This window comes from Flavobacterium sp., assembly GCF_052437795.1.
Classification (GTDB): Bacteria; Bacteroidota; Bacteroidia; order Flavobacteriales; family Flavobacteriaceae; genus Flavobacterium.
This window is the reverse complement of sequence record NZ_JBQVPA010000001.1, coordinates 37,543-62,171: the sequence shown is the minus strand read 5'-3', so window position 1 is coordinate 62,171 and position 24,629 is coordinate 37,543. Positions and strand designations below refer to the sequence as shown.

The 24,629-nt window shown below is 44.2% G+C and carries 26 protein-coding genes; 4 read left to right on the top strand and 22 right to left on the bottom strand.

What is annotated here, in order from left to right:
• Positions 1-129: 129 nt before the first annotated feature.
• From ACT6R0_RS00325 to ACT6R0_RS00235, 19 genes are all read right to left on the bottom strand, one after another.
• Positions 130-417 carry a hypothetical protein gene (locus ACT6R0_RS00325; protein WP_444650255.1) on the bottom strand — a complete coding sequence of 96 codons (288 nt, stop codon included), beginning with the start codon at positions 415-417 and terminating at the stop codon, positions 130-132.
• On the bottom strand, positions 404-694 hold the full coding sequence (locus tag ACT6R0_RS00320; protein ID WP_444650253.1) for a helix-turn-helix domain-containing protein: 291 nt from the start codon (positions 692-694) through the stop codon (positions 404-406). The genes ACT6R0_RS00325 and ACT6R0_RS00320 overlap by 14 nt, the downstream gene beginning before the upstream one ends.
• A gap of 24 nt (positions 695-718) precedes the next feature.
• A complete protein-coding gene (locus ACT6R0_RS00315; protein ID WP_444650251.1) occupies positions 719-1,003 on the bottom strand; it encodes a hypothetical protein in 285 nt (94 codons plus the stop codon).
• Positions 1,004-1,005: 2 nt separating this feature from the next.
• Positions 1,006-1,803, bottom strand: a complete 798-nt coding sequence (locus tag ACT6R0_RS00310) for a hypothetical protein (protein WP_444650250.1) — start codon at positions 1,801-1,803, stop codon at positions 1,006-1,008.
• Between the two features lie 16 nt (positions 1,804-1,819).
• Entirely contained in the window at positions 1,820-2,647 is an 828-nt protein-coding gene (gene traN, locus ACT6R0_RS00305) for a conjugative transposon protein TraN (protein ID WP_444650248.1), read from the bottom strand.
• A gap of 11 nt (positions 2,648-2,658) precedes the next feature.
• Positions 2,659-3,903 carry a conjugative transposon protein TraM gene (traM, locus tag ACT6R0_RS00300; RefSeq protein WP_444650246.1) on the bottom strand — a complete coding sequence of 415 codons (1,245 nt, stop codon included), beginning with the start codon at positions 3,901-3,903 and terminating at the stop codon, positions 2,659-2,661.
• Position 3,904: 1 nt separating this feature from the next.
• On the bottom strand, positions 3,905-4,360 hold the full coding sequence (locus ACT6R0_RS00295) for a hypothetical protein (RefSeq protein WP_444650244.1): 456 nt from the start codon (positions 4,358-4,360) through the stop codon (positions 3,905-3,907).
• 1 nt (position 4,361) lies between these two features.
• Complete coding sequence (gene traK, locus ACT6R0_RS00290) at positions 4,362-4,982, bottom strand: conjugative transposon protein TraK (protein WP_444650243.1); 621 nt, start codon at positions 4,980-4,982, stop codon at positions 4,362-4,364.
• A gap of 3 nt (positions 4,983-4,985) precedes the next feature.
• Entirely contained in the window at positions 4,986-6,182 is a 1,197-nt protein-coding gene (gene traJ / locus ACT6R0_RS00285) for a conjugative transposon protein TraJ (protein WP_444650241.1), read from the bottom strand.
• Positions 6,183-6,193: 11 nt separating this feature from the next.
• Positions 6,194-6,829 carry a TerB family tellurite resistance protein gene (locus tag ACT6R0_RS00280; protein ID WP_444650239.1) on the bottom strand — a complete coding sequence of 212 codons (636 nt, stop codon included), beginning with the start codon at positions 6,827-6,829 and terminating at the stop codon, positions 6,194-6,196.
• Positions 6,826-7,443, bottom strand: a complete 618-nt coding sequence (locus ACT6R0_RS00275; protein ID WP_444650237.1) for a hypothetical protein — start codon at positions 7,441-7,443, stop codon at positions 6,826-6,828. Before ACT6R0_RS00275 ends, ACT6R0_RS00280 begins: the two co-directional genes overlap by 4 nt.
• An 11-nt stretch (positions 7,444-7,454) precedes the next feature.
• Entirely contained in the window at positions 7,455-8,138 is a 684-nt protein-coding gene (locus tag ACT6R0_RS00270) for a conjugal transfer protein TraI (protein ID WP_444650236.1), read from the bottom strand.
• Between the two features lie 12 nt (positions 8,139-8,150).
• Positions 8,151-10,619, bottom strand: a complete 2,469-nt coding sequence (locus tag ACT6R0_RS00265; protein WP_444650235.1) for a TraG family conjugative transposon ATPase — start codon at positions 10,617-10,619, stop codon at positions 8,151-8,153.
• A gap of 10 nt (positions 10,620-10,629) precedes the next feature.
• On the bottom strand, positions 10,630-10,941 hold the full coding sequence (locus ACT6R0_RS00260) for a DUF4133 domain-containing protein (RefSeq protein WP_444650234.1): 312 nt from the start codon (positions 10,939-10,941) through the stop codon (positions 10,630-10,632).
• A 3-nt stretch (positions 10,942-10,944) separates the two neighbouring features.
• Entirely contained in the window at positions 10,945-11,259 is a 315-nt protein-coding gene (locus ACT6R0_RS00255; RefSeq protein WP_444650232.1) for a DUF4134 domain-containing protein, read from the bottom strand.
• Positions 11,260-11,371: 112 nt separating this feature from the next.
• Complete coding sequence (locus tag ACT6R0_RS00250; protein WP_444650230.1) at positions 11,372-11,845, bottom strand: hypothetical protein; 474 nt, start codon at positions 11,843-11,845, stop codon at positions 11,372-11,374.
• A 135-nt stretch (positions 11,846-11,980) separates the two neighbouring features.
• Positions 11,981-12,679 carry a hypothetical protein gene (locus ACT6R0_RS00245; RefSeq protein ID WP_444650228.1) on the bottom strand — a complete coding sequence of 233 codons (699 nt, stop codon included), beginning with the start codon at positions 12,677-12,679 and terminating at the stop codon, positions 11,981-11,983.
• 2 nt (positions 12,680-12,681) lie between these two features.
• Positions 12,682-13,542: a helix-turn-helix domain-containing protein gene (locus ACT6R0_RS00240; RefSeq protein WP_444650226.1), complete on the bottom strand. Its 861-nt coding sequence runs from the start codon at positions 13,540-13,542 to the stop codon at positions 12,682-12,684.
• Between the two features lie 45 nt (positions 13,543-13,587).
• Positions 13,588-14,286, bottom strand: coding sequence for a hypothetical protein (locus tag ACT6R0_RS00235; protein ID WP_444650224.1), 699 nt, complete (start codon positions 14,284-14,286; stop codon positions 13,588-13,590).
• Between the two features lie 309 nt (positions 14,287-14,595).
• Here ACT6R0_RS00235 and ACT6R0_RS00230 point away from each other — a divergent pair, with 309 nt between their 5' ends.
• Together ACT6R0_RS00230 and ACT6R0_RS00225 are read left to right on the top strand one after the other, a co-directional pair.
• Complete coding sequence (locus ACT6R0_RS00230) at positions 14,596-16,257, top strand: helix-turn-helix domain-containing protein (protein WP_444650222.1); 1,662 nt, start codon at positions 14,596-14,598, stop codon at positions 16,255-16,257.
• A gap of 29 nt (positions 16,258-16,286) precedes the next feature.
• The gene (locus tag ACT6R0_RS00225) at positions 16,287-17,345 is read left to right on the top strand and encodes an HNH endonuclease domain-containing protein (RefSeq protein ID WP_444650220.1); all 1,059 of its coding nucleotides are present in this window, start codon (positions 16,287-16,289) and stop codon (positions 17,343-17,345) included.
• Positions 17,346-17,366: 21 nt separating this feature from the next.
• On the opposite strand, the gene ACT6R0_RS00220 is transcribed toward ACT6R0_RS00225, so the two are convergent.
• From ACT6R0_RS00220 to ACT6R0_RS00210, 3 genes are all read right to left on the bottom strand, one after another.
• The gene (locus tag ACT6R0_RS00220) at positions 17,367-18,425 is read right to left on the bottom strand and encodes a restriction endonuclease (protein ID WP_444650218.1); all 1,059 of its coding nucleotides are present in this window, start codon (positions 18,423-18,425) and stop codon (positions 17,367-17,369) included.
• An 82-nt stretch (positions 18,426-18,507) separates the two neighbouring features.
• Complete coding sequence (locus ACT6R0_RS00215) at positions 18,508-19,266, bottom strand: Cthe_2314 family HEPN domain-containing protein (protein ID WP_444650217.1); 759 nt, start codon at positions 19,264-19,266, stop codon at positions 18,508-18,510.
• Positions 19,267-19,353: 87 nt separating this feature from the next.
• On the bottom strand, positions 19,354-19,602 hold the full coding sequence (locus ACT6R0_RS00210; protein WP_444650215.1) for a helix-turn-helix domain-containing protein: 249 nt from the start codon (positions 19,600-19,602) through the stop codon (positions 19,354-19,356).
• A 607-nt stretch (positions 19,603-20,209) separates the two neighbouring features.
• Between ACT6R0_RS00210 and ACT6R0_RS00205 the strand changes: the two genes are divergently transcribed.
• The gene (locus ACT6R0_RS00205) at positions 20,210-23,206 is read left to right on the top strand and encodes a SusC/RagA family TonB-linked outer membrane protein (protein WP_444650214.1); all 2,997 of its coding nucleotides are present in this window, start codon (positions 20,210-20,212) and stop codon (positions 23,204-23,206) included.
• A 10-nt stretch (positions 23,207-23,216) separates the two neighbouring features.
• The gene (locus ACT6R0_RS00200; RefSeq protein WP_444650212.1) at positions 23,217-24,623 is read left to right on the top strand and encodes a RagB/SusD family nutrient uptake outer membrane protein; all 1,407 of its coding nucleotides are present in this window, start codon (positions 23,217-23,219) and stop codon (positions 24,621-24,623) included.
• Positions 24,624-24,629: the final 6 nt, after the last annotated feature.

Genomic DNA, 24,629 nt, shown 5'->3' with positions numbered 1-24,629 from the left:
AGTCTAACTATAGCCATCATTTACTGTTGTTCAACAACCAGTCTGCTTTATATCTAATAGTGCCACGATACTGTTACAGTCTTTCGCGCACCGCCAGATGGTAAACGTTAAGTGAAAAGCAGCCGATTGCTACGGCTGCTTTAGAAGGTCTAATTCACTTCGCACTCCAGGATGATATGATGGCCTGTAAGAGATATAACCCATATCCTGTAAATCTTTAAAGTACTTATGATAAGTGGGCACGGTGTTGATATGAGACTTCGCCATCATTTTACTCCTGCTGACTTTAATCCTACGGTAACGGCCCTGGTTCAGCGCAAGGACAGCAACGGCTATAAGTATGGCGAGATGCCATACGTTAAGCCTGCTGTCCTGCTCAAGTTTCCTAAAAAAATCTGTAATTTCATTTGGTTGCATTCGAACTTTGATCATCGTTAAATAGTTGCATCAAGTCAGCCCGGTTGTAATAATACGACCCTAATACTTTTTTGAACCGGATCTTCCCGGTAATCCTCAGGTTCTGTAACGAGCCGGGAGAGATGTCAAGAAGCTTACGCACCACACGGCTCTTAAGCCACTCCGGATGCACGGCATCCTTCTCATTATCGCTTCCAGCCTGCAGCATCTTTCGGATCGTGCCGATTAGCAGCATTCCAAACTGGCGCAGGTCCTCCTTTGTTACACCCTCTTCCATAGCTTTGAATTTTAAAGTGATAAGTCAGTCCGAAAAATAGATTTTGCTGGCCCTGTTTTTTTTCTTCGACGGTACATAGCGGAGATAGCCATAGTCACTCATATCCTTTATGCAGCGGTAATACGTCTTGAGCGCAGAGATCTTTGCAATGGCCATAATCTCGAAGCTGTTTGTATCGATCGGGTTACAAAAGCCCCTTTCCAGCCTGTACTGCAATAACGCTGCGAATATGCCGATGTGCGTATTGCTGATACGCTGGTCGTTTCGCGTCCTCTCGAAAAACGCGGTAAGGGGCTCAAGCATATCCATGGCTAGACGCTTCTGGATTTACGGCGCTGCTTTTTCTGCTTTTCCTCACCCGGAGCCTCTTCGTCACTATCTCCGGCTTTCGCTTTCTGTGACTCCTTTTGCCCTTTGCCTTCCTGCTGGGACTGCTGCTGGACATTACTTTGCCTGGTATCGATCCTCTTTTGCTGGGCATCATAAACAGTCAGCGTTTTAAACTGGGGATTTGCCTCAATATATTGCTTGACTTCCTGGCCGTCCTTTATAAAAGTAGCGGACTGGAGGTTGCCTTTTTTCAGCGAGTTCATCAGGTCCTCCTTATGCGACTCATTCTGAAGTTCCTTAATAGGATGCTTGGCTAAAGTTGCCTCCAGATCATAACCATAATTTTCGTGATAGTGGTTAATCTTGAAGCTGCCATTGGCATCGGCATCTTTGAAGTCGAGCTGCAACCAAGAATTATAGACTTCACCCTCCTTTGAAGTCAGGTCCTTGTTGACAGCACGCCCTTCCATCAGGTTGTACGCTTCCTTCAGCGTTATGTTATTGCCCCTGTTGATATAAAATGTTTGGTCAAGGGTTTCCGGCCTGCCTTCCTTCTGCAAACTGACATTATAGGAGTTAAAAAAATACATGTCTGTCTGCTCTGACTTTTTGAAGTTCAGTTCCGCTGACACCCTGTCATCGCCGTAGAAAGTATCATGCTTCAGGCTGAAGGTTGGTTGTTGCTGTTCAATATTTTGTCTTAGATCGCCTTCAAGGGCTTCTCCAAATCCTGTGTATTTCACCTGGTCTTTCAGGTAATCAAAATTTTTCTCGTTCATGATTTCTGGTTTTTAGTTATTGCTTGATAGTCGGCAGTTGTATTACCCTGCCGGCCTTTGTGTTCCTGATTTTCATCTGCAGGTGCCTCCCGCCTGAGCGCTCGGTCAGTTGCAGGTACAGGTTCTTCTTATTGGGAATAGTGAACTTTGGAAGCACTACTACGAAGCTTTTTAGGCTTTGGGCGGGTACTTTTAGGACGGATTGCCAAATGGAGATAGGTGTTAACTCCACTTCCTGCGAAGCTGTACGACGGCTTCTTTTTTGGTCCCTGACAAAAAATCGTAGTTGATCGATATCATAGCTGATAGCCGTCTCGTTTTCAAGCGTTATCCTATAGAAGATATAATCTTCTGCTATGAAGATGCCTGTTACTGAGAGCGTAATATCATACGCTTCTTCAGAAATTGAAATACGGCTTCTGTCATGATAGGCCATCGAAGCCAGGGCATTGATCTGTTCACTATTGTAATCGGTAGTAATAGCACTGCCTTTTGCTTTTGCTGCTGAAAAATCATAGGCATAAGAGAAAGGTTCCGGTTCATAACCGATCAGGAAGTTGTAGAGTTTACCATCACTCGTTACAACCGTTAGGTTTGATGCCGTAAAATCCTGCTGTGCCGCTTTGATCTGGAGGATGTTCTCAACTCCCTTTGGCTTTTGTGCCAAAATATCCTGGCTTCCGCGGTCCACGCTTATAATGGGATAAGGAAACAGCAAACTTGTTGTATGCACATCGGAAATGGCCAGCGAGCTGGTAACCGGCAGGTCGTAACTCCTATCCTGTGCTGCTACTGGCCATGACAGACCCAGCAGCATTATAATAATTGATTGTAGCATTTTCATAATAGTTATATTTAGTTGTCTTTTTGTTTTTCGTCTTTAAGTAAGATTGCATACCCTGCTTTGAGGTTAACCTTTACAAGCTTGACCTTTTTGCTGAACAGGCCTTTAGCCGCTTCAATTCCGGCACCTGCCGCCTGGGCTCCCCAAGAATCGCTAAGGGTGGTCACTCCCAGCGTCTGCATCAAGCGGTCAGCCGAAGCTTTGGCAACGTCCCTGTTGATAGCTCCCGGTATATAAATTCCGCCCAAACCATCCAGGTCAAATACAGAAAGTTCAACGGGATAGATTGAATTGCCGTGCCTGATGGTAGTGATCTCGATTGCTAATCGCTCACCCTTCAGGGAAGCAGTTCCATATACATAAGTGTTTTTAGGGATCTTGCTTCCATTTATATAAATATCCTGGGCAAGGGTCATCTTTACGGTTGAACCATTGACCACTGTTTGGTTTTCCGCAACTACTGCCTGTACCGCATTGTCCTGTGAAGCGGCTGCCGGTGTATCCAGACCGTAGAAGCCATTGCGACGGACATTGATTCCAAATAGGTCTGTACCTGAATTTTCCGGATTGCTGATCGATCCGATGACTTCCTCTTCCTGCTGCAAGGCAACACCATAAATGCGGCCCCTGTTCCTTGCTGATGCTTCTTTCAGCTTTTGCTCCATGCGTTCCGGATACTGCAAATTCAGGATGTTTTCAAGCATCCCGCTGATTTGCTCCATTTCGGGGTCCGGCTGGGAAGGGCTGTCCATGGACTGCAGCATCTGCTTAAGCTCTGCCTCATAACTAGAAGGGGCAGGCGCCGGTGCATTGACGGTGCCACTTGAGGATGACGCCGGAGATGGGGCAGGCTGGCTGATTGTCCGCTGTAATGCCGCAAGCTTCTCATACACTTTTTCTTCTTGCGGGCTCTGGTAATTGTCCATCCTTAAACCGTTGCCTGCAACTTTACCTGTATTGGAAGAATCTACGGCTGCAAACCTGTAATTTGGGTCTTTCTTGCGAAGTTCATCCAGTTTGGTGGAGTCGATTGCCGCCTGGTCGTAATAGTTAAGCTTATCCATCGCCTTATCTTCCTTGAATTGGGCAGAAGGCAACTTTAGGTTAAACCCTTTTTTATTCACAGCCCCGGATGGGCTGGCGCTGCCGCCACCCATAGCATAGAACAGCAGCGTTACGAATGGTAAAATAAAGAGCGGAAGCAACAGCAGAAATTTCCTGCCACGTCCCTTCTGTTTTGGTGAATTAATTTTCATACTATTCATCTTTATTATAATTATACATTGATTCTAAAATCCTGATGCTGTCCATGAGGCCGGGCCTTGCTTCCAGAATGCTGTCCCTTGTTCTCCTTCCGCTTTCGGTCACCGAAAGAGTATCCATATAGCTATGGAATGCCCTTATTTGCTTCGACAACAGGGTATCGGAGGGAGATGCTGTAGTAATCGCTGCTGAGGGCGCCCTTATCGTTTGGATAATATCCGGACGTAAGTTTGGCTTGGTATAGAATAGCTGCCCGCCCGAGAAGATTAACAATAAGCATAAGGTTCCAAAAAGGGCGGTTAAAACAATAAAGAGAATTTTTGTTTTCCCTGCGCCCAGCCGGGCTGAGTTCCTGTCCATCCATTCAGCCCACATGGCTTTTGCCTTCAGGTATATGAGTTGAAGGTAGCTGTCAAGAACCGGTGGCGGCGTTGTCTTTTTCTTTTCCATATCAGTTCCTGTTTTCGGTGCTTAAGTCACGGTTATCAATGGTGCGCCAGCGCTCAATCAGGAATCCGTGGGGATTGTTATCGCTTCGTGAAACATTCCTGAGGCTCCCTTCAGTGATTAAGCTTCTTGTAACGACACTTGTCGGCCGGATGATCTGTTGAGTGGCCTGGCAGCGGAAGCGATAAGGGTAACTCCCTATATCCACCTGGATACTGTCAATCGTGATCGCTTGGCTGATATTGCCGGAGATGATACCTGCGTAATAGCCGTTTTCTTTTAGGTCATCATACACGCCTTTTGCAGAATTGTCGGCGAGGTATAGCGCTTTGGTAATATTTTGGCGGATTACCTTATCATCGGGGTCGAGCGTAAAGAAATAATGATGGAAGTTCCTCACATGGTCCCTTCCCTCAACCTGGATGTTATCCCTGCGGTCGGATGCATAAGCCTCAATGGCCTTGCCGTTGGCAAGCACATAGATCTTGTCCTGCATACGGTTGACCGTAGTAAAGCTCTTGTACAGCGCAAATCCGCTTATCAGGGCACTGGCCAGCACTACCACCAGAGTAAAGGTTCTTACATGCCGGAATGCGGTGTCGATGTTGTCTAGTTTCTTAAACATGGCTTACTTACCTTTTAGTTTATCTTTCATATAGCCATCCTTATCATCGAAGTAGGGTGATGAATTGGCAGACCCGGAAAGGCTTCCGGAAATTTGGCGTGCCATATCACCGTAGGAATCGGCGACCATCCCTGCACCGGAAATGGAAGAAGCAGTCGCAGTTGTCGTTGTGGTGCTGAATAGGTTGGTGACTTTCTGTCCCAGAGCGCCCCCACCGCCTGCATGGACAATATAGTTGGCCACGGAGGGTACTGTGAAGTAGCCTACGATGCCGATGATCATAAAGACCAGGTAAGCCATGTCCGTCCTGCTGAAGAAAGTGTCGCCATGCTCGTTGACCTGTGCGATGTCCATCGCCAGCATTTTTTCCTGGATCTTGCCGATGATGCTGCCGAAGATATTCGCTACGGGCAGCCAGAGGAAAATGTTGATATACCGTGCCAGCCATACGGTTAGGGTATGCTGGAAGCCGTCAAATACGGCAAGCCCGAAGACAAGTGGCCCAAGTATTGCCAGCACCACAAGTTGGAAGGTGCGCAGGGTATCAATACAAAGTGAAGCTGCCTCAAAGAGTACCCTAAGCACCTCACTCATCCATTCCTTTACGGAATTCCGGAAATTGTACGAGGCTTTAGCCATCGCGAATTTGATATCATTGCCGATGCTTTCGATAAGCCCTTCATCAGATGCTTCCGCGCCATCGTGCGTATACTTATACCATTGTTCCCGGTCGCCGCTGCCGTCCTCCCCGACATACATCTGCCAGGCATCCGTAGTCTTTATGGCTTCCTCTTTTTGCCGGAGCAACTCCTCGACAGCCCGGTTGGAGTTCTCGACCATCGCCCCGGTAGCGGTGACAGTTGGCTTCATAATGCCATTGATCATGGCCAATACAAGAGGAAACATCATAATGCAGAATCCTATGACAAAGGGGCGGAACAAAGGATAGAAATCAATTGGTTCCGCGTTGGCAAGGTGCCGCCAGACGCGCGAAGCGATATACCATAGGGCAGCAAATCCTGCTATTCCCTGAGAGACACCGATAAGGTTGCTGCAAAGCGGTATCATTTCATCATAGAGCTGTTCCAGCAGGCCGTGCAGGCTGCTCATGTCATCGGCAAGCGATTGGCAATAGGCCATTGCCGGTAACAGCAATCCTATGGCTGTGTAGCATACAGCCTTTTTATTTATCGTGTACATAACTGAAATTTTTAGTGATTTGTACCTGTCAATAGGCGTATAGCCTCCACATCGCGGGCTTCCCTGGCACGCTGTATAGCGAGGACTGTGGTGTCCGAATTGAAGTCCCGCAGGAAAAGCAGCTTTTCCTGCATGGATACATAAATCCTGTCAATCGCTTCAAGCCGCTCCTCATCCGACATGCGCAGCTTTCCGGCAGTCATGACATTGGTCAGCTCGTCAAGGTCCTTTAGGCTGTCGTCAAAAAGCTTATCGTAAACGTTGTTGAAGTAGGCAAGTTCATTATTGTTGAACAGGCCACTGGATGTGAGGCGGTTCTTATGCCGCCCGTATTCCTGCACCAAATTAATCTGGTACTCAATGATATCTGCTACACGCTTGTAATTCCGGACTGCCGGGCTGACCTGCAATAATTTGTCAAGAAAGGTCTTGTGCAGGTTGAAATTGCCTTCGGTTAAGTCCTTAACCGTATTGTAGCCTTCGGTAAGGATTTCATAGCCCTTCTTCATATCGCGCAGGATAGCCCGGAACTGGCTAAGCTTTTCGATATTTAAGGCGAGCTGCTTCAGTTCCTGCGCCTGGGCATTGGCTCTCGGAATGGATGCCATTAGAAAGACGAAGAGCATCAGGTAGGTTTTGGTTTTCATGGCGCAGTGTTTAGGTTATACAATTGGCGCAATCCCTTAACCTCAGTTTGTTCCCTCTTCCTTGCCGCAATCACACCCAAAGCCTCATCCGCGAAGCTGCGGGTGAAAATATAGCGTGCTTCCATTTCGGCTTTAAGGGCATCGATCCTTTCAATCCGCTGGGCATCATCAGCTACTATGGCATTATCAGTAATCACGTCGTAGAGGGTTTCAAGGTCACTTTCGGCTTGTTCGGCAACGCGTGTAAAGACCCGGCGGATATACTCCTTTTCATTGGCATAGAACAGGTCATCAGCAAGATAGTGCTCTACATTCGCCTTCACCTCAAGAATTTGGGTGCCAAGCCGTATTGTAGTATAGACATTCTCATAATCCCTAAGCTTTGGATTTACAAGTTGCAGGCCATCAAAGAACAGGGTGTGCAGGTTCAGTTCACCGCTCTTCATCCTGCCGATGAAGGATAGCCCGTCCTTGGCAATGGTATAGCCTTTTTTAAGGTAGCCGCCATAGGTCTTGAGCAGAACGATCTGCTGCAGCATTACCCTGTCCTGCTTTGCCTGTGCACATAGCGAATAGCTTATAACTAATGCTATGGCGATAAATAACTTTTTCATGGGATTTTGATTTAGTTACCGATTCCATACAATCGCCTCATCTGCTCCACTTCCCTGCTGCCTTTTGCCCTTTGGAGCGAAAGCACCACGTTCTGGTGGTTGAATGTTTTCAGGTCATCATAATTCCGGTCAATGCGGTCAGCCGCTTTATTGATGAGTTCCAGGCGCTCTGCATCACTCATGCTGGTAGAGAACGATTCAACGATCATAAAGATGTGTTCCATATTTTCAAGGCTGTCATCAAGGATACCCTTATACACCTGCTCCATATAGCTGAGCTCATCATCCGTGAAATGGTCATCCTGGCGCAACAATCCCCATGAGCGCTGATAGTCGGAGAGCAGCCGTGCCTGTTTGGTGGTGATGTCCCTTATGCGCTGGTACTGGCTGACGATTGCCTTGACTTCCTTCAGTTCATTATAATACTGGCTGTAGAGGTCTTTCTGCTTTTGCGCCCAATCTGAAATTTCATTAAGCTTGAGTTTCGATAGGGTATTCTCAATTTGCTTCTGCACATTTTGCAGTTGGATCGTCTTATTCTGCAGCTTCTGTATTTTAAGGTCGATAGCTTTGATTACTTTCTTTACCGCCTCTTTTATAAGCCCGATTATTGGCGGCGCTGCTGCAATAGGTTTTGCCTCTACGCTGGTGCATAGCAGGAAACATGCTAATACTATTGATAAGTGTAGTTTCATAATGTCCGTTTATCATTTCTTTTCTCTGATATCCTGAGCCAGGGCTGCGATGCCTTTCCTTATATCGCCACCATAGCGGGCAGCATATTCCTGGACTTTTACCTTCTCGCTCTCTTCCGTGGTATAGGCGAGGTATTCTTCCAAAGAAACCTCTGTACGGTACACTTTGGATAATACGCCCCCGAGGGAGATAAACACTTCTTTATAATTTTTATCCGGATCATTAGCTTTATTGACCGAAAGCACCATTGCTTTCTCTTTGTCCGTAAGCCCAAGGAGTTCCTGGATCTGGTCAAATTTGTTCTGGTATTTCCTTTGGTCCAGCATGATCTTGCAATCGCTGTTGTTGATGATGGCTTGCTTTACCACCGGTGAAGAGATGATGTCTTCGATCTCCTGGGTAACCACGATTGCCTCACCAAAAAATTTACGTACGGTCTTGAAAAGGTATTTGATGTATTCGGCCATTCCTTCTTTGGCGATGGCTTTCCACGCTTCCTCAATCAGGATCATCTTACGTATCCCTTTAAGTTTCCGCATCTTGCTGATGAACACCTCCATAATAATTATTGTAACTACCGGGAACAGTATGGGGTGGTCTTTGATATTGTCGAGTTCAAAAACGATAAAGCGCTCCTGAAGCAGTTCGAGGTTTTCCGTGGCATTGAGCAGGTAGTCAAATTCACCGCCTTCATAGTAGGGCCGAAGCACATACAGGAAATTGCTGACATCAAAATCTTTCTCTTTCACGTTATCGCTTTCCAGCACCTTTATAAAATCATTTTTAAGGAAGTCATAGAAGGTGTTGAAACAAGGGAACAGGCTATCATCTTTACCTAACTTATCGTAATAGCCCTGCAATGCATTGGAGAGTGCAACATATTCGCTGCGGCCGAATGTCTCGTTGTCTTTTTTCCAAAGCGCGAGGAGCAATGTCTTGATGCTTTCCTTCTTTTCCGTATCCAGCCTATCACCTTCGCCGATATAGAAAGGGTTAAACCGAATGGGGTTTTGCTCTTCATAAGTAAAGTAATAGCCATTTACCATATCACATAGCCCTTTATAGCTGTGCCCAACATCAACAAGCACGACATGGGTCCCCTGCTCATAGTAGCTGCGTACCATGTGGTTGGTGAAAAACGACTTGCCGCTACCCGAGGGGCCGAGGATGAACTTGTTACGGTTGGTAATTATCCCGGTCTTCATAGGCTCGTCACTAATGTCAACATGGACGGGCTTCCCGGTCAGTCTGTCCCCAAGCCTTATTCCCATGGGGCTAAGCGACGAGCGGTAACCAGTTTCCAGGTTAAGGAAGCACGAGGCCTGCTCAGCGAAGCTGTCGAAAGTGTCATTCATCGGAAAGTCCGCTGCATTGCCCGGTATGCCGGCCCAATAGATCTGTGGCGCCCCAACCGTCTCCAGCTTGGTGGTAGCATCCATCTGTGCCAGTGCTGATGATACTTTATTTTTAAGGTCATTCAGTTCCTCTTTGCGCTCGGACCATACGAGCAGGTTGAAATGTCCCTTGACCGGAAGGCGCTGCCTGCTGATCGCTTCGTTAAGGAAATCATTGGTTGCATCACGCGCTATAAGGTTTTCCCTGCTGTACGCAGACAGGGATTGCAGGCGCAGGCGCTTGCTCTCCATCCGCTGCAATGTCTTTGAAGCATCATCGATAAAGATATATTGGCTGTAAATGTGGTTACACGAAAGCAGCTGTCCTAAAGGTGATGCAAAGCCAACGCTGAAACTGGTGCGGTCGGTAGAATAGCGGTCGTAAGTAATGCGCGGGCCGCATAGGGAGGGAAGGTCTGCCGCATCGGCCAATGTGTACAGCTGTGCGTATTTGCCATTGATCAGCAGGGCATCATCAAATGATAAGTCGCCAAATATAAGTTCATCCGGATTCTCGCTGAGGCAGCAGTAACGCTCTAGCAAGCCTGCCTTATTACCTTCACTATAAATATCGCTATCTGAAAGCGGCAGCGCTTTAATGAATCCGCTATCTTCCAAAATCCTTCGAAATTGTCCGGCGGAATCCTTGAAATCCTGCAGGCCCTGTGCGCTGAGGGTATCCTTATGCAATAATGTTGTCCTGGACAGTGTGGAGAATAGTGAGGTCGAACTTTTACGCCCACTAGGCTTTTTGGTCAGGAACAGGTAACAGCTATGGTCCAGGAAGGGCCGCTCATTAAAGAACAGGTCACTGCTCCGGTCAAGAAAGCTTGTGCCTCCCTTTTTTACAATTGGCTTGTGCCCCTTTTGGATAAACCAATCCTGCTTGTGAAGCACTGTATGTTTAGGCAGCACCCGGATGGCTTTCAGCCAGGCATGGTGGAACGATTCATATTCAGTATCGGAAAGGGTAAATATTTCCGGCAGTTCCAAGGCAAACGCAAGCGTTGCGTCACCCTGTTTCGAAACTATGATTCCCTGCTGCACGTCCAGTATAGGCAGTATTGTGTGTAATTTCTTTTCCATATCATGCTATTTACCTTTTCATAAATACCCTCCTGCTGTAGCATTTCACATGCTTTGGCAATTGTCGCCTTGCAAGGGCTTTCATCATACCGTATTCGCCATATTTGCGGCTGAGGGCGTATGTCTTAACTACCAATAGTGTCCCTAATATCAGTATCAGCCCTACGCAGAGAAAGGAGGGCAGCCCGAGAATGAAAAGCCCTGCAAATAAGATCAGCAGCAGAATAATGCCCCCGCCCAGGTACCAGATGTACTGCGCCTTCAGCCCCTTAAATTCTATGCTTTGGTTAATTCCTTTATTAACCTTGTAGACGGTAGCCATTGCTTAAATCCCAAAGAAGGACTGGATCACAGTGGCTACCACGACAAGGAAAACGCAGCTGCCGAACCACGCAGCTGCCACCTTACCAGTGTCTGGATCCCCTGCATTCCATTTTTGGTACACCTTGACAGCACCTATCAGGCCAAGGATGGCGCCTACGGCATACATGAGGTCAGTCCCGGCGTCAAAATAACTGCGAACCTGCTGGTTGGCTTCGTTAATGCCCGCCAGTCCATCCTGCGCGGCAGCTGCCCATGGCAGTGCCACCGCAAGGACAACGATGCTGGCGCATATCGTCTTGCTTACTATAGTTTTCATAATATTGGATTTTGAATAAGAAAATAAGCGGAGGCAGGCCGCTGTAACTGATCCCCTCTTTCTGTCACCATCTTTACTGCTGCGGGATGAACAGGGAAAAGCCTCCGCTGTTTTATACGGTTTGCCATAATTGGGCAACCATTTCCTGGGTGATATCAGGGAAGCCGCTCAATCCGCTTTCGGAGGCGATAAATTCATTGATGGACGGCCTGAAGGTTGATTTGGCAAGTACCGGGTAATCAGACAATATTGTCCTGAAGCTTGACAGGACTTCATCGGTAGCCATCGTACTGTCAGCGGCGTGCTGCAAGACGGATTTGACCCTCTCAACGATCTCTTCGATAATCTCGTAATCGTTGCCGCTTTCCACAGCGGTAAAGGAACCTGATGAAGTTAAGCGGCCTTTGTCTTCTGTGGTATCATTGTAGGCAGTAACAGAATCGTCTGCTGTCAGCCCGGGAGCGATTGAAGAAAAGGATGTCCTGATTTGCGGGAAGTAGAATTTCAGGATCAATAGGGTGTAGTAGATAAACAATAGGGCGGCAACTAATCGAAGGTACGTAGCCCAGGTAATTTCTGTAAACATAAGCGTCATTTTTTTCGTTCAACATTTATCAATCATCATTGCGGCAGTACCGCTAAACTCATTTTACACTCACGAAATTAGTAGCTTTGATTATGCTGCAAAAGGACAACTTCATGTTGTTCCCCAAGTTGTTCCTCAGTAACCCTGGATTTTCTTTATAATTTTTTGGAGCGCTTCCACCGCTGCTTCGCGGTCTGCCTCCTCCGGATTATAAGCCTTGCTGCGGACAGCGGCAGCTGAAAGGGTTACTTTGTGGGGAGTTGATAAGTAGGGAATGATAAATTTGAAAACGGCATTCATGGAACGCGCCTTTAAAATTTGCGACTCGTCAGCTGCCCGGAGTATAAGGGCAATTTGATCGGCTGATAGGGTGCACAGGACTTTATACTTGTCTGCCGGCGACGTCGCATTTGTAGCTGCGGGTTTATCTTTTGCTTCAGGACTGTCTGGCAGGGTGGGATTTATGTAAGCAGCAAATCGTGTCCCGACAAAGGATACAAGATCAGTCAGGCAGTGAAGGATAAGGACATCAAGCCCCGAAAGCTGTTCCGCCATAAAAAGGGGATTTGACTGGTATGACAGCAAGGTTCCTTTAAGGGATGTAAGAGCATTGTAGTACTTCCTCACAAGATGCTGTACCTGGCTGTCCTTATTAAGGGCAAAAATTTGTGTTGTGAGTTCAGATTGTACCTGAAGGGCTTCCATAGGGACCTTTTCAAGAAGTGATGTTATATCTAAATCCTGTAATTTCTGCCGATATGGCTTTTCCGGGTTCAGCGTTACGGAGATAAGTGAGTCCAGCCATTCCAGTGAGTATGTGCGGACGAATTTCATACTTATCTAATATTTCTGTTACGGTACTCATTCGGCGATTTACCGGTTTGAGCCTTGAAGAAACTGATAAATGCGGAAGAGGATTTAAAACCCGTTTCTTCAGCAATAATATAAATGCTTACGACTGTACTGTCAAGCATCTCTTTAGTAATACGAATCAAGTGCTCTTCGATAATTATCTTTGGCGCCTTGCCGGTCACCTCTTTAATTACTTTCGCCAAATTGCCCTGCGCCATGCAAAGCTCCTGGGCATAGTAGCGCACGTCATGATGCTTGGTCGCATACCTGTTTAATAAATTGTAAAACCGCAGTGCTACAAGTTCTTTTCTTAACAGACGCTTGGAGCCGCCAATGGATATCATTTGGTGCAATTCAGCAAAGCAGCTGAAAAGAAGATTAAATGTCAATTCGCAAATTGTAGCGGAGTACGCAGAAGTAGTGTACTCCTGATGCTTATGCAGGAGCTGGAGAAGTCTTTTGAGAATTTTAAAGGTATCACTGTCAGCGAGGATGGGAAATCGCTGCCCCTGTAACAACTCAATTGATGCTTCTGCAACTACTTTATAGGTAGTAGCTTGCGCATAACTTTCCGAAAAGCGCAAAAGCCAGAACTTTACAACACTATCACTGTCGGCGCCTTTTATAAGGCAATCATCATCAAGATAGTGGATTTCAGAAACCTTTGCTGTGTCAGAATGATCTTTAAAGGAAAGTTCAACACTCCCCGTCGTAAGCGTCAATAAGGTGTGTTTGAAATCTGCATCATCAAAGAAAAAGGCATAGGTCGACAAAGGTGCAGTCAAATGAATTAACCTGATCCAGATTCCCGGACGCGTAAGCACATGTTCTTTCTCCGTTTCCATTTGATATAATAAAAAATCCTGGAAGGTTTGCTTCCAGGATCTTAGTTATTGCTGATAAACATCGGTGATAAAAGACATCATCATAGCCTGAGGAACCGATTCCAGTGCCGCATTGGCAGTTGCGGCTAAGTGTGTTGTCATCCACTCCCAGTCCCTGTCTCTTCGCTTTCTTTTTCGGTCATTGTCTAATGCATTGCAAACAATGGATGTGGTGGTCAGTAATGCATCCCGTTCTTCTACTTCCAAAGTAGTGTCATTTGCTATACCGGCATCGACTATTTTAAAATACGCTTCAACGTCCTGAAAGGGCAGATTTTGAGCTTTCAAAAGGTCCAGCTGTGCTGCAATTTCAGTTAATAGTCCGGTCGCATGTAGGCTGTACTCTTCTGACAGCAGTTCATTAAGTGCGCCATCACCCAAATAAGGTATAACATCGTCAGGTGATATTGGTACATAAGCAGAGTCATTATTCAAGTTGACAAAATCCGGGTTTAGGAATGCAACGGATTCAGCTCTGTCTATAACCTGTCTAAGGCCGGTAGCATTGCATGGCAGCAGGTAGTACGCATTGAGCATATTCTGATACGTCAAACCTACGTGGGCATGCGGATCTTTTGTATCGGTATTTCTAAACCCTGTCTTTTTATAAACCTGGGTTTCCTCTATTGCAGTCTCTGGCTGCAGATCATCAGTTGAGCAGCCTGCAATTGTAAGCATAACAAGAATTGAAGTTAACGCCTTCATAGTTGTAAAGTGTTAATGTTACTGAATCAGTTCTTCAGTTCCATTCGCCCGGGGAGCAGAACAAGGAAATTTTTAATTCCCTGCATCGTGAATTCATGGACAAAGCTATCCTGCAACCCACTGCCCTACAACTGTTTGGTAGCACCGTTCCGGTATAGAAAGTGTGTATTTCCAGAATTTTGCCTCCTACTTTATAATGACATTAAGATTTTCTTAACGAGGTTTTTGGTTATTTTTGATAATACATGTCTCCCAACTTTACGCCTTAATACTGCCTACAGATTACCTAAGGGCTTACAATAAAAAAATATGAAATTACCAATTGCGGGAGCGCTGCTAATCCTTCTTTTGCCGGTAGTCCTGTATGCGCAGGCTTATACCGAAAAAGGTCCATATGGAAGGTTACAGAAACAGATTGAATTGCATCAGGGAACCCCAAAAGTCTGGCCGTACCTTAATAAGTACCTTCAAACCGCCAAACGTGAAGGCAATAAGACTGAGATAGTAGCTGCTTATAAGGAAATGCTTCATGAATGCGAGGAAGGGCAGCGGCTAGCCTATGCGGACAGTATGGTTACGGCAGCAAAAGATTCGAAAGTAAATGACCTTATAGGTGCATCTTACCTCACAAAGGGCATTCTTCATTACCAGCGCAATGAACACCAGCTTGCCCTTGACAATTACATTAATGCAAATAAATATGTTGTCAACACCGATGATCTGTACCTGAAACACAAGGTGAAATACAGCATCGCACAGATTAAGTTTTACTTGGGCTACTATCAGGAAGCCATCTCGCTGTTCAGGGATTGTACGGAATATTTTAAGGCCGAAGACCATCTTCCTTATCTCAAGTCACTGCACGGCCTTACTGTAAGCTACCTGTTGACTGATGATCTGTCACTTGCCTCACAAACCAATAAACTGGCTTTAAATGAAAGCGCACGATTAGGCATCAAAGACATGCTGCCCTACATTGAAAGTTCATCAGGCATATTGCATTATAAGCAAGGTGACCATCAGAAAGCCATCAATAGCCTCAGGTATGCGCTGCCGCTTATAAAGAAGGACCGCGATTATCAAAATGAAGCTATTGCTCATTTTTTTCTGGGAAAGGCGTATTGGGATAGCACACAACAGGAAAAGGCAGTTATGAGCTTTAAGGCAGTGGATGATATATTTATGAGGAAAAATTATTTGCGCCCTGATCTTCGCCAGAGTTATGAATACCTCATAAAGTATTTTCACCATGCGGAGTCGCGAGATGAAGAGCTTAAATATGTGAACCAGCTGCTCAGGGCTGACAGCCTTTTAGGGAAGGAATTCCGTTATTTGGTAAAGAAGATCCACAAAGAATATGATACCGCGGAACTTTTAGCTGAAAAAGAAAAGATTCAAGCCGAACTTGAAAGAAGCCGTTATTCAGGTATATTATTCAAAGGCACTATCGCTTTTCTTGTTGCAACGGTAGCCTACCTGATCTATAGGCAGAAAAAATTGAGAAAGCTACACAGGGTACATTTTCAGGAACTCATTAATAAAGAACAGCCAGTAACTGCGGAAGAACAGCCAAAACCGCAGAAAGTCAGCAACATTAATCCTATGATTGCTGATCAGATATTGGAAAAAATAAATGACTTCGAAAGGAAAAAAAGTTACCTCAAAAAGGACCTGAACGCGACAAGACTGGCAGAGCAGTTTAATACAAATTACAAATACCTGTGTGAAGTTATAAAGGTTCACAGGCATAAAGGCTTTACGAATTACCTCAACGACCTGCGTATTGATTATATAGTGGAACGGCTGAAAACAGAACCTGTGCTGCGAAGATACACTAACAGCACGCTTGCTGCTGAAGCAGGCTTTAAGACGACGCAGCATTTTACAACTGCATTTAAAAAAAGAACGAAAATTTCACCGGGATATTTTGTCAAAGAATACGATAAATTGGAAGAAGAAGCGACCTCTTAAGTTTAAGTAGAATAAGTTATTTTTGATGGATGAACTTACCACTGTCAAATAATTTAGAAGTAAGAAAATTAGCGTCTGTTTTTAATAACACATCTGCTACCTACAAATACTACTGGTTCATTTCACTTATTGAAGCTTGCGAAGAAGGTTCAGCTATAGTCAGTAAAAAAGAAATGTTTGCGAGGATGTTGTGTGGCGCGTGGTATACAGTTAACTACTTTCACGTTTCATTTGGATCCCAGGATTTAATACAACAGGCAATTAAAACCATTGCAGAAGTAGAAAATGTTCCTGTTTCAATTCGGAAGGACAACTTGCTGAAACTGTTATTAGCTTCAGATAACCCCGTTACCCTGAATTTGCTACAGCATTTTGATAAGAACGTACCTCATTGGTTTTTAACGCCTTGGATAATGCGTGATAAAGGGGTAAGCGACATAGCTTATCGCAACAGTATTTATATTCAATCACAGTCATATAACAATCAGTCATTTTATGCTTTGTACACTGATAGGATTGAAATTAATCCTGAGTGGTTTACTTATATTCAAAACAATGCTAAGGTCTTAAAAGATTTCTGTTACTGGAACCTCTCTGTGTTCTTGCAAAAACGCAATCCAAGTATACCCGATATTCCGGGAAAGCTTATTAAACCTCCAATGAGGAGTTCTTTAGTTAATCAGCGTAAAAACTATTGGGACATTGTGCTATATGAACTGGGCAGCGTAGATTGTATTTATACTGATACTAAACTTACAACACACAAATATGCACTTGATCACTTTGTACCTCATGCCTTTGTTTCACATGACCTGATATGGAATCTGGTGCCCATTGATGTTAGATTCAATTCTATTAAAAGTGATAAGCTTCCCAGCATGGAGCTGCACTTCGACCGGTTTTATCAGGTGCAAAAATCAGCATTTGAAATCATGGCGCATCATACGCCCCATTCAAAATTAATGGAGGAATATATAATTTTGTTTAGTAGCGAAAATAACATAATACATTTTGAGTATAATAGGTTTCAAGAAACAATCTCGCCATTAATATCTATTGCTGCAAACAACGGATTTGCGTATCTCTAAGTAAACAATGGATGTAGTGTATTATTCCAACTGTACCACAATATCCTTGGTTTTTTCTATTGTAGTACCTTCCTGAAGTGTGAAAGGAATGTAATGTTCGTATGCCACTTTAATAATACTTTTATCTTTTAACACATTATCATCTGTATGCACCGAATCTTCAATCGGTGCCGATAAATGTACCGAATCATTACCACATTCCTTGGAAACAAAATTACGTTGCTTAGTTACATAATTTTCTACTACCAGAGCAAAATCCATGGATTCTGTTCTGTCTTGATGAATTATCGACTGCTTGATCTGCCTGTAAAGATCAAAAGAAAGCGAATTTAATGTAATTATGTAATCTCCATCTATCATATGCCTAAAGTCATAATCTTTGAACTCAATAGTTACTCTCGTTTTATAACCAATTTCATCAGGTGTGAGGTACTGGTCAAAGGAATTATACAAACTATCTAATAATGCCTTACGAACTTGAATTAGTATCTTCAGAAGGTGACTACCAGCTACCCCTTTATCATTATATAAATTCTGATTCTTGGGATATTCCTGATTCTTTGAAAAAATGACGTTGAACTTAGGTGGCGTTAAAAGCTCTTTTCCATAGAGACTACCAATGTTTGATTGAACATCAAAATTATCCAACTTGGCATTAAACTCCTGAATGTATAACGAAAAAGCTTTTCCTGGCTTACCATACTCGCTTTCTAAGATATCCCGGATAATAAAAATATCTATGTTTTTACTTTTGGCATATTCGACAGCACCCTCTTCATAACCTTTTGTGGTAAAAATTACGCCTTTACTTGCATTTAGGTCTTCAATTGATGCAGATAACACGTCGATTACTTGGCGAGTTACAGGAGTTTTCCAACGCTTACATTCAATCAGTGTGGTGTACTTATGTAATTTTGTGGTTTGGGTTACCAGTACGTCAATTTGCCTCCGTGCATTTGATTTACCGGTTAATGTTACATCGTGCTCTACAAGAACTTCGTCGGCTTGTTTATAGATATCAGCTACGAAAAGCTCAAAGTCCTTCCAATCAATTAATTTTTCCAGGAAACTACTGTTCATTAATTTTAGAGAAATTATTACAAAAATTTTCTATACAACTCTGTGTACAAAACTTAGTTACCAAAGCAAAATGCAAATAAAGCTATTTTTTACCAGCAGTTTGAATAACTATTGGTAAAGTAACATTCATAAACAAATTTACGTATTGGGTCACAACGTCATTAGCGTTCGCAATGTACTTAAGCTTTTCCTTTTTAAATTTCTTAAGTCGATAGTCAAGCACAAATTTCGGCATTGCCATGTGCAAATCTTCTCCGATCTCCATATTAAACTTTTCAGATTCTCTATAAATCATCATTGGAATCTTGATTTCATCACTTTCTGGATCTTTATAAATTCCCCTATGCGTATTTAAATTTCTTGCTTCTATAATGTGCTCGAAGCTTTTATGGAAATATTCAATAATTTTTAAAGAAGGAGAGTCTTTTACATTAGTATGTTTACATAACTTGTCCCACGTGCACTTCCTATCTGTCAGACCAAGTTCATAAACTTGATTTACCATTAACTTAAGTAAATCCAATAAAGTGTTAATCTTGTGGAAAAACACTTCAATGTGATATTTTGTATAGCTGATAAGATCAACGTTATTTTCTTCGTAAAACTTCTTCAGCGGAAACCGGCGAAGAAATATTAACACCCGATCAAGATCTTCCTGGACCTCTGACACTCGAGCATAATATTTAAATACATTTTGCGCGTATTTACCTCTTTCTGAAAGAAGATGGTGATTGTTTTTAGAATAGCTGAAGTCCGGGTGTTTATCTATTCCCTTTTGAGTTTCATGCAATACATTAAAAAATTGCCCAATGAGCACCTTATCGAAGGCTGTACCGTCCATATTTAAACATGGTTGCGTAAATTATAATAAAGTTGCCAATCAAAATTGATTATATAAATGCAGGAAATATATTCACTAGCAATCCAATTATTTGAAGTGAGGTGAATCAAAGAAGTCCTTGATTGTTATACCCAAAGAAGCACAAACTCTGTTTATAGAATATATTGTCATTCCCCTATTTGTATTCGGTTTTTCCCATGCCTGGAGATTTTGCCTATCAACTTCTATATTCTTTGCTAAAGCAGATTTATTTTGCTCATGAATTTCTCTTAATTCAATAAGCCTTAGTCTAATTTTATCTCGTAAAATTTCATCCTCTTCACGTAATGTTGCCATATGGCAATTTCTATTTTTTTATTTTTTTTACTGTAATGCATATGCATTACATATTATTTTCACTATATTTACACAGAATTAATAAATTTGCGATACTTCAAATAGCAATTATTGAAGCATTCGCTTTGAAACCCGACTTGAAAACTGGAAATTTTGTAGCAACGGGTAGATAAGTGTAAATGCTCACGCCATACGGCGTGGGCTCACTTATTGTTGCTAGGTATTCCAGTACCTCAAGTCGATAAGCTGAGTTTAAACCCACGCCTCCTTTTTTAGGAGGCCGTCCCTACTCATCAGTTTCTTAGCAATACTTTTTGTGTCGCGTAGTATTACAACTTCAGAATGGACGCGTATAAGAAAAATGCCCTTTCTATCCTTTCAGGTTCATATCCTTTGAGCCTCACGCCCCATGCCGCAATACCCGGAGCAGACTTCGGCAGTATTGGTAAAATAATCACTAACCTATTATTCACCAGTAAACACGTGCGCCGATGAGAAACTGACCAAAGTAATTAGACACAAATAAAAAGCCCTCTGCTGCTACTTGGCGGTGCGTGCAGAAGGCCTGAGAAAACAAAACTTTCGTTTCATTTAACAATTCAAAATTATGAAAATAATTTCATTGAATAAGGGCTGCTTTGCCTTTATTTTCGGGCTCTTGTTATGGTGTAACCATACAGCTGCTTATAATAATGACCTAACACATCATCTTTGGCAATCAAAAGTATCTGGTGTAGTAAGGGATGCTAATGGTCCGCTTCCGGGCGTAACAGTGTCGGTAAATGGCTCAGGAATCACAGCCGTTACAGATGAGAAGGGCTCTTATACAATTAATGCAGCAATCGGCGATACCCTCGTATTCTCGTTTCTTGGTTTCAAAGATTCTGAATACGTGGTAACTTCAGAATCGCTTGATGCTGTCTTGCAGGAAGATGTTGCCCAATTGCAGGAGGTAGTTATAAATGCTGGATATTATCGCGTCAAGGATAAGGAGCGAACTGGCAGCATTTCGAGAATCACATCGAAAGACATCGAGAACCAACCGGTGACTAATGTTTTAGCCACCATGCAGGGCCGTATGGCGGGAGTTAGCGTCACCCAGACAACTGGTGTGCCCGGTGGTGGTTTTGATATACAGATAAGGGGGCTGAACAGCCTTCGTAGCGGAGGCAACAGCCCTTTGTATATCGTGGATGGGGTGCCTTATTCCTCGGAGCCCATAGGTAGCCAGGTGGCCTCCACTGTTATGCCTTCCAGCTATAGTCCCTTAAACAGCCTAAATCCGGAGCAGATTGAGAGCATCGAAGTTTTGAAAGATGCTGACGCTACATCAATTTATGGAAGCCGGGGCGCTAATGGGGTAGTCCTGATAACAACTAAAAAAGGTAAGACCGGGGTAACAAAATATTCTGCCCGTCTTTATCAGGGCGTGGGCTCCCTGACCCGAAAAATGGATTTACTGAGTACAGCACAATACATTGAGATGCGTCGTGAAGGTTATGCCAACGATGGTATCGCCGAAATTCCTGATTCTGCATATGATATTAATGGCACGTGGGATACAAACCGCTCAACAGACTGGCAGGAGGAAATTTTGGGTAAGACAGCCTATATTACCAATGCCCAGGCTTCTGTTTCCGGCGGCTCTTCCCATACGCAATTCTTACTCGGTGGCAGCTTGAATAGGCAGTCTACTGTATTTCCGGAGGATTTTAATTATAATAAAGGTAATGCCTATGTCAATCTTGGGCATACCTCGGAAGATGACAGGTTCAGTGTTAAGTTTTCCGGGCAGTATACATTTCAGGAAAACAACCAGCCAAGGATTGACCTGACCCAGGAAGCCATTACATTACCACCTAATGCGCCAAACCTTCGAAACGCTGACGGCTCGCTTAATTGGGAAAACAGCACGTTCGGCAATCCGCTCCGCAATCTGGAAGGTGAGTACAATGCTAAGACATATGACCTGATTGTAAGCAGTGTTCTGTCCTATCGCCTCGCCAAAGGGCTTGAGGTGCGATCTAATTTTGGATATTCTTCACTCAGCCACAAGGAGGTGAATGCCTCGCCTTCTACGCAATATGACCCCGCTTACGGTTTGACCGGCGATTACTCTAGCCTTGTAGTCACTGACGCATCGCGCAGGTCTTGGATAATCGAACCGCAGCTGAACTGGCAAAAGGAACTGGGAGAGGGAAGGATAGATGTTCTTGCAGGTACAACTTTCCAGTCACAGACGGGTGACCAGCTTGTACTCTACGGATCTGGTTTCTCAAGTAACAGCCTTATTTATAACCTTGCCTCGGCAGGCTTTTTAATGACTATGGCAAGTGATGCTACAGAATACCGCTACCATGCCATTTTTGGGCGCGTGAATTTCACCTGGAAGGAACGATATTTTCTTAACCTTACCGGAAGGCGGGATGGATCGAGCAGGTTTGGCCCGGGCAAGCAATTCGCAAATTTTGGCGCGGTTGGCGCAGCATGGCTATTCTCGCAGGAAAAATGGTTTTCAGATAGCAAGGTGCTCAGTTTTGGAAAGCTCCGTGCAAGTTATGGTATTACGGGAAATGACCAGATTGGCGATTATCAGTATCTTGACACCTATGCATCATCAGGCGTAAGTTACGGCGGAGTAATAGGGCTCCAGCCAGCAAGGCTATTCAATCCTGATTTTGGCTGGGAGACTAATCGAAAATTTGAAGCAGCTATTGAGGCCGGCTTTCTTAAAGACAGGCTCTTTCTGACATTGGGATGGTACAAGAATAGATCCTCAAACCAGTTGGCAGGCATTCCGCTGCCCGGCACTACAGGGTTTAGCTCAATACAAGCCAATCTGGATGCTACAGTAGAAAACAGCGGGTTGGAGGTTACCTTACGTACCGTAAATTTTGAGCGTGAGAACTTCAGCTGGATCACGAGCTTTAACCTTTCAGCTGCAAGAAATAAACTTATAAGTTTCCCCAACCTTGATGGATCAACGTATGCCACGCAATACGTTATCGGGCATCCCCTGAATATCCGTAAAGTCTATCACAGTCTTGGGGTAGACCCGGAAACGGGCATTTACCGATTTGAAGACAGTAATGCTGACGGTGCACTGAGCAGTGCGGACAAACAAACTGTGAAGGATATGAACCCTGAATTTTTTGGAGGGCTGCAGAATACACTTAGGTACAAGCGCTGGCAGTTCGATTTTCTATTCCAATTCGTAAAACAGCAGAACTTTAATGAAACGGCTTTTTTTGGATACCCGGGAGGAATGTCTAATCAGCCTGCAGATGTCATGAATCGCTGGCAACAGCCGGGAGATACTGCTAAATATCAAAGATTTACCTCGGGCAGCGACAGCCAGGCCGTTGACGCTTATTATAAATATATGGAAAGCGATGCAGCTATCAGCGACGCTTCCTTTGTACGACTTAAGAATCTTTCCGTGTCTTATGAACTTCCCTTTGAAAAGGCTAAGTGCAGAATATTTATTGAAGGCCAGAACTTGCTGACATTCACTTCGTATCGAGGAGCGGACCCTGAATTTAGGGCTGTAGGGTATCTCCCACCACTCAAGGTTTTTGCTGCCGGAATCCAATTATCATTCTAAAACTTACATTATGAAAAAGTATTTAAAAAACTTATTGGCCAGCCCTAAAGCTACAGCATTGGGTTATATGGCATTTATTTTCCTTACTTGTTGTGCATGTGATTTTACGGAAGTTGACCTTCCCCCATCACAACTCGTATCTGATGACGTATTTAATGATAAAGCAACAGCTAACGCAGCCATGGCAAACATTTATGCCGGGATGCGAGACAGGGGCATGCTGACAGGGACTGCCGCAGGCTTATCCTTTCTTTTAGGGAATTACACCGACGAATTGGTATTTTACGGAAGCCCACAGAACGGGGCGGCCAGTTTCTATAATAATGCGCTCGTCCAATCAAACTCCGATGTCAGGCAATTATGGAACGATACCTATAGCCAGATCTACATGGCTAATGCAGTTATTGAAGGTGTTACCGCCTCGCAGTCCCTAAGCGAAATCGACAAGCAATTGCTGACGGGAGAAGCACTTTTTGCACGCGCAGTGTTGCATCTTTATTTGACGGGCCTTTTCGCGGATGTCCCCTATGTGACTACTACTGACTACAGGCAAAACACACATATTGGAAAATCACTTTCTGCTCAAGTATATGCTTATGTCATACAGGATCTTGAGCAGGCTTCAGGGATGTTGCCCACCGAGTACAGTTCCACTGATCGCACGCGTCCCAATAAGTTTGCGGCTTATGCCCTCTTATCAAGAGCTTCTTTGTATAACGGAGATTGGAATGCAGCAGCTGACTATGCCTCCGCCGTTATCAATAACAACGCTCTATATACTGATGATATCCCGATTGAAGATACTTTCCTTATTGACAGCCCTTCTACAATCTGGCAGCTAAGCCCATCCTCTAACGGAGGCAATACCCGTGAGGCGGTAACCTTCATCTTCGAGAGTGGCCCACCGCCATTATCGGCTCTATCTTTAGGCCTTATTACTGAATTTGAGCCCGGTGATTTGCGCAGGGAGTATTGGACCCGGGAAATATCAGATGGTACAACCTCATGGTACCATCCCTATAAGTATAGACAAAACAGTAATACCGGGAGTTCCATGGAATTCTCTGTCGTTTTACGACTTGCTGAAATGTACCTGATAAGGGCTGAAGCGAGAGTGCGGTTAGGGGAATTAGTTGCTGGTGCTGAAGACCTGAACAGAATACGCAATAGAGCAGGCCTCACGAATTCTCCCGCTGCTTCCCAAGAGGATTTATTGCAGGCAATTCTGAGTGAGAGGAGACTTGAATTTTTTAGCGAGTTCGGCCACCGTTTCTTTGATCTGCGGCGTTTCGGAGTAATAAACGGGACATTATCAGTGGTTAAAAGCGGATGGGAATCGTATGAGGAATACTTTCCTTTACCTGAAGCAGAACTGAGCCTGAACCCGAATATGCTTCCTCAAAACCCAGGTTACTGATGCTCC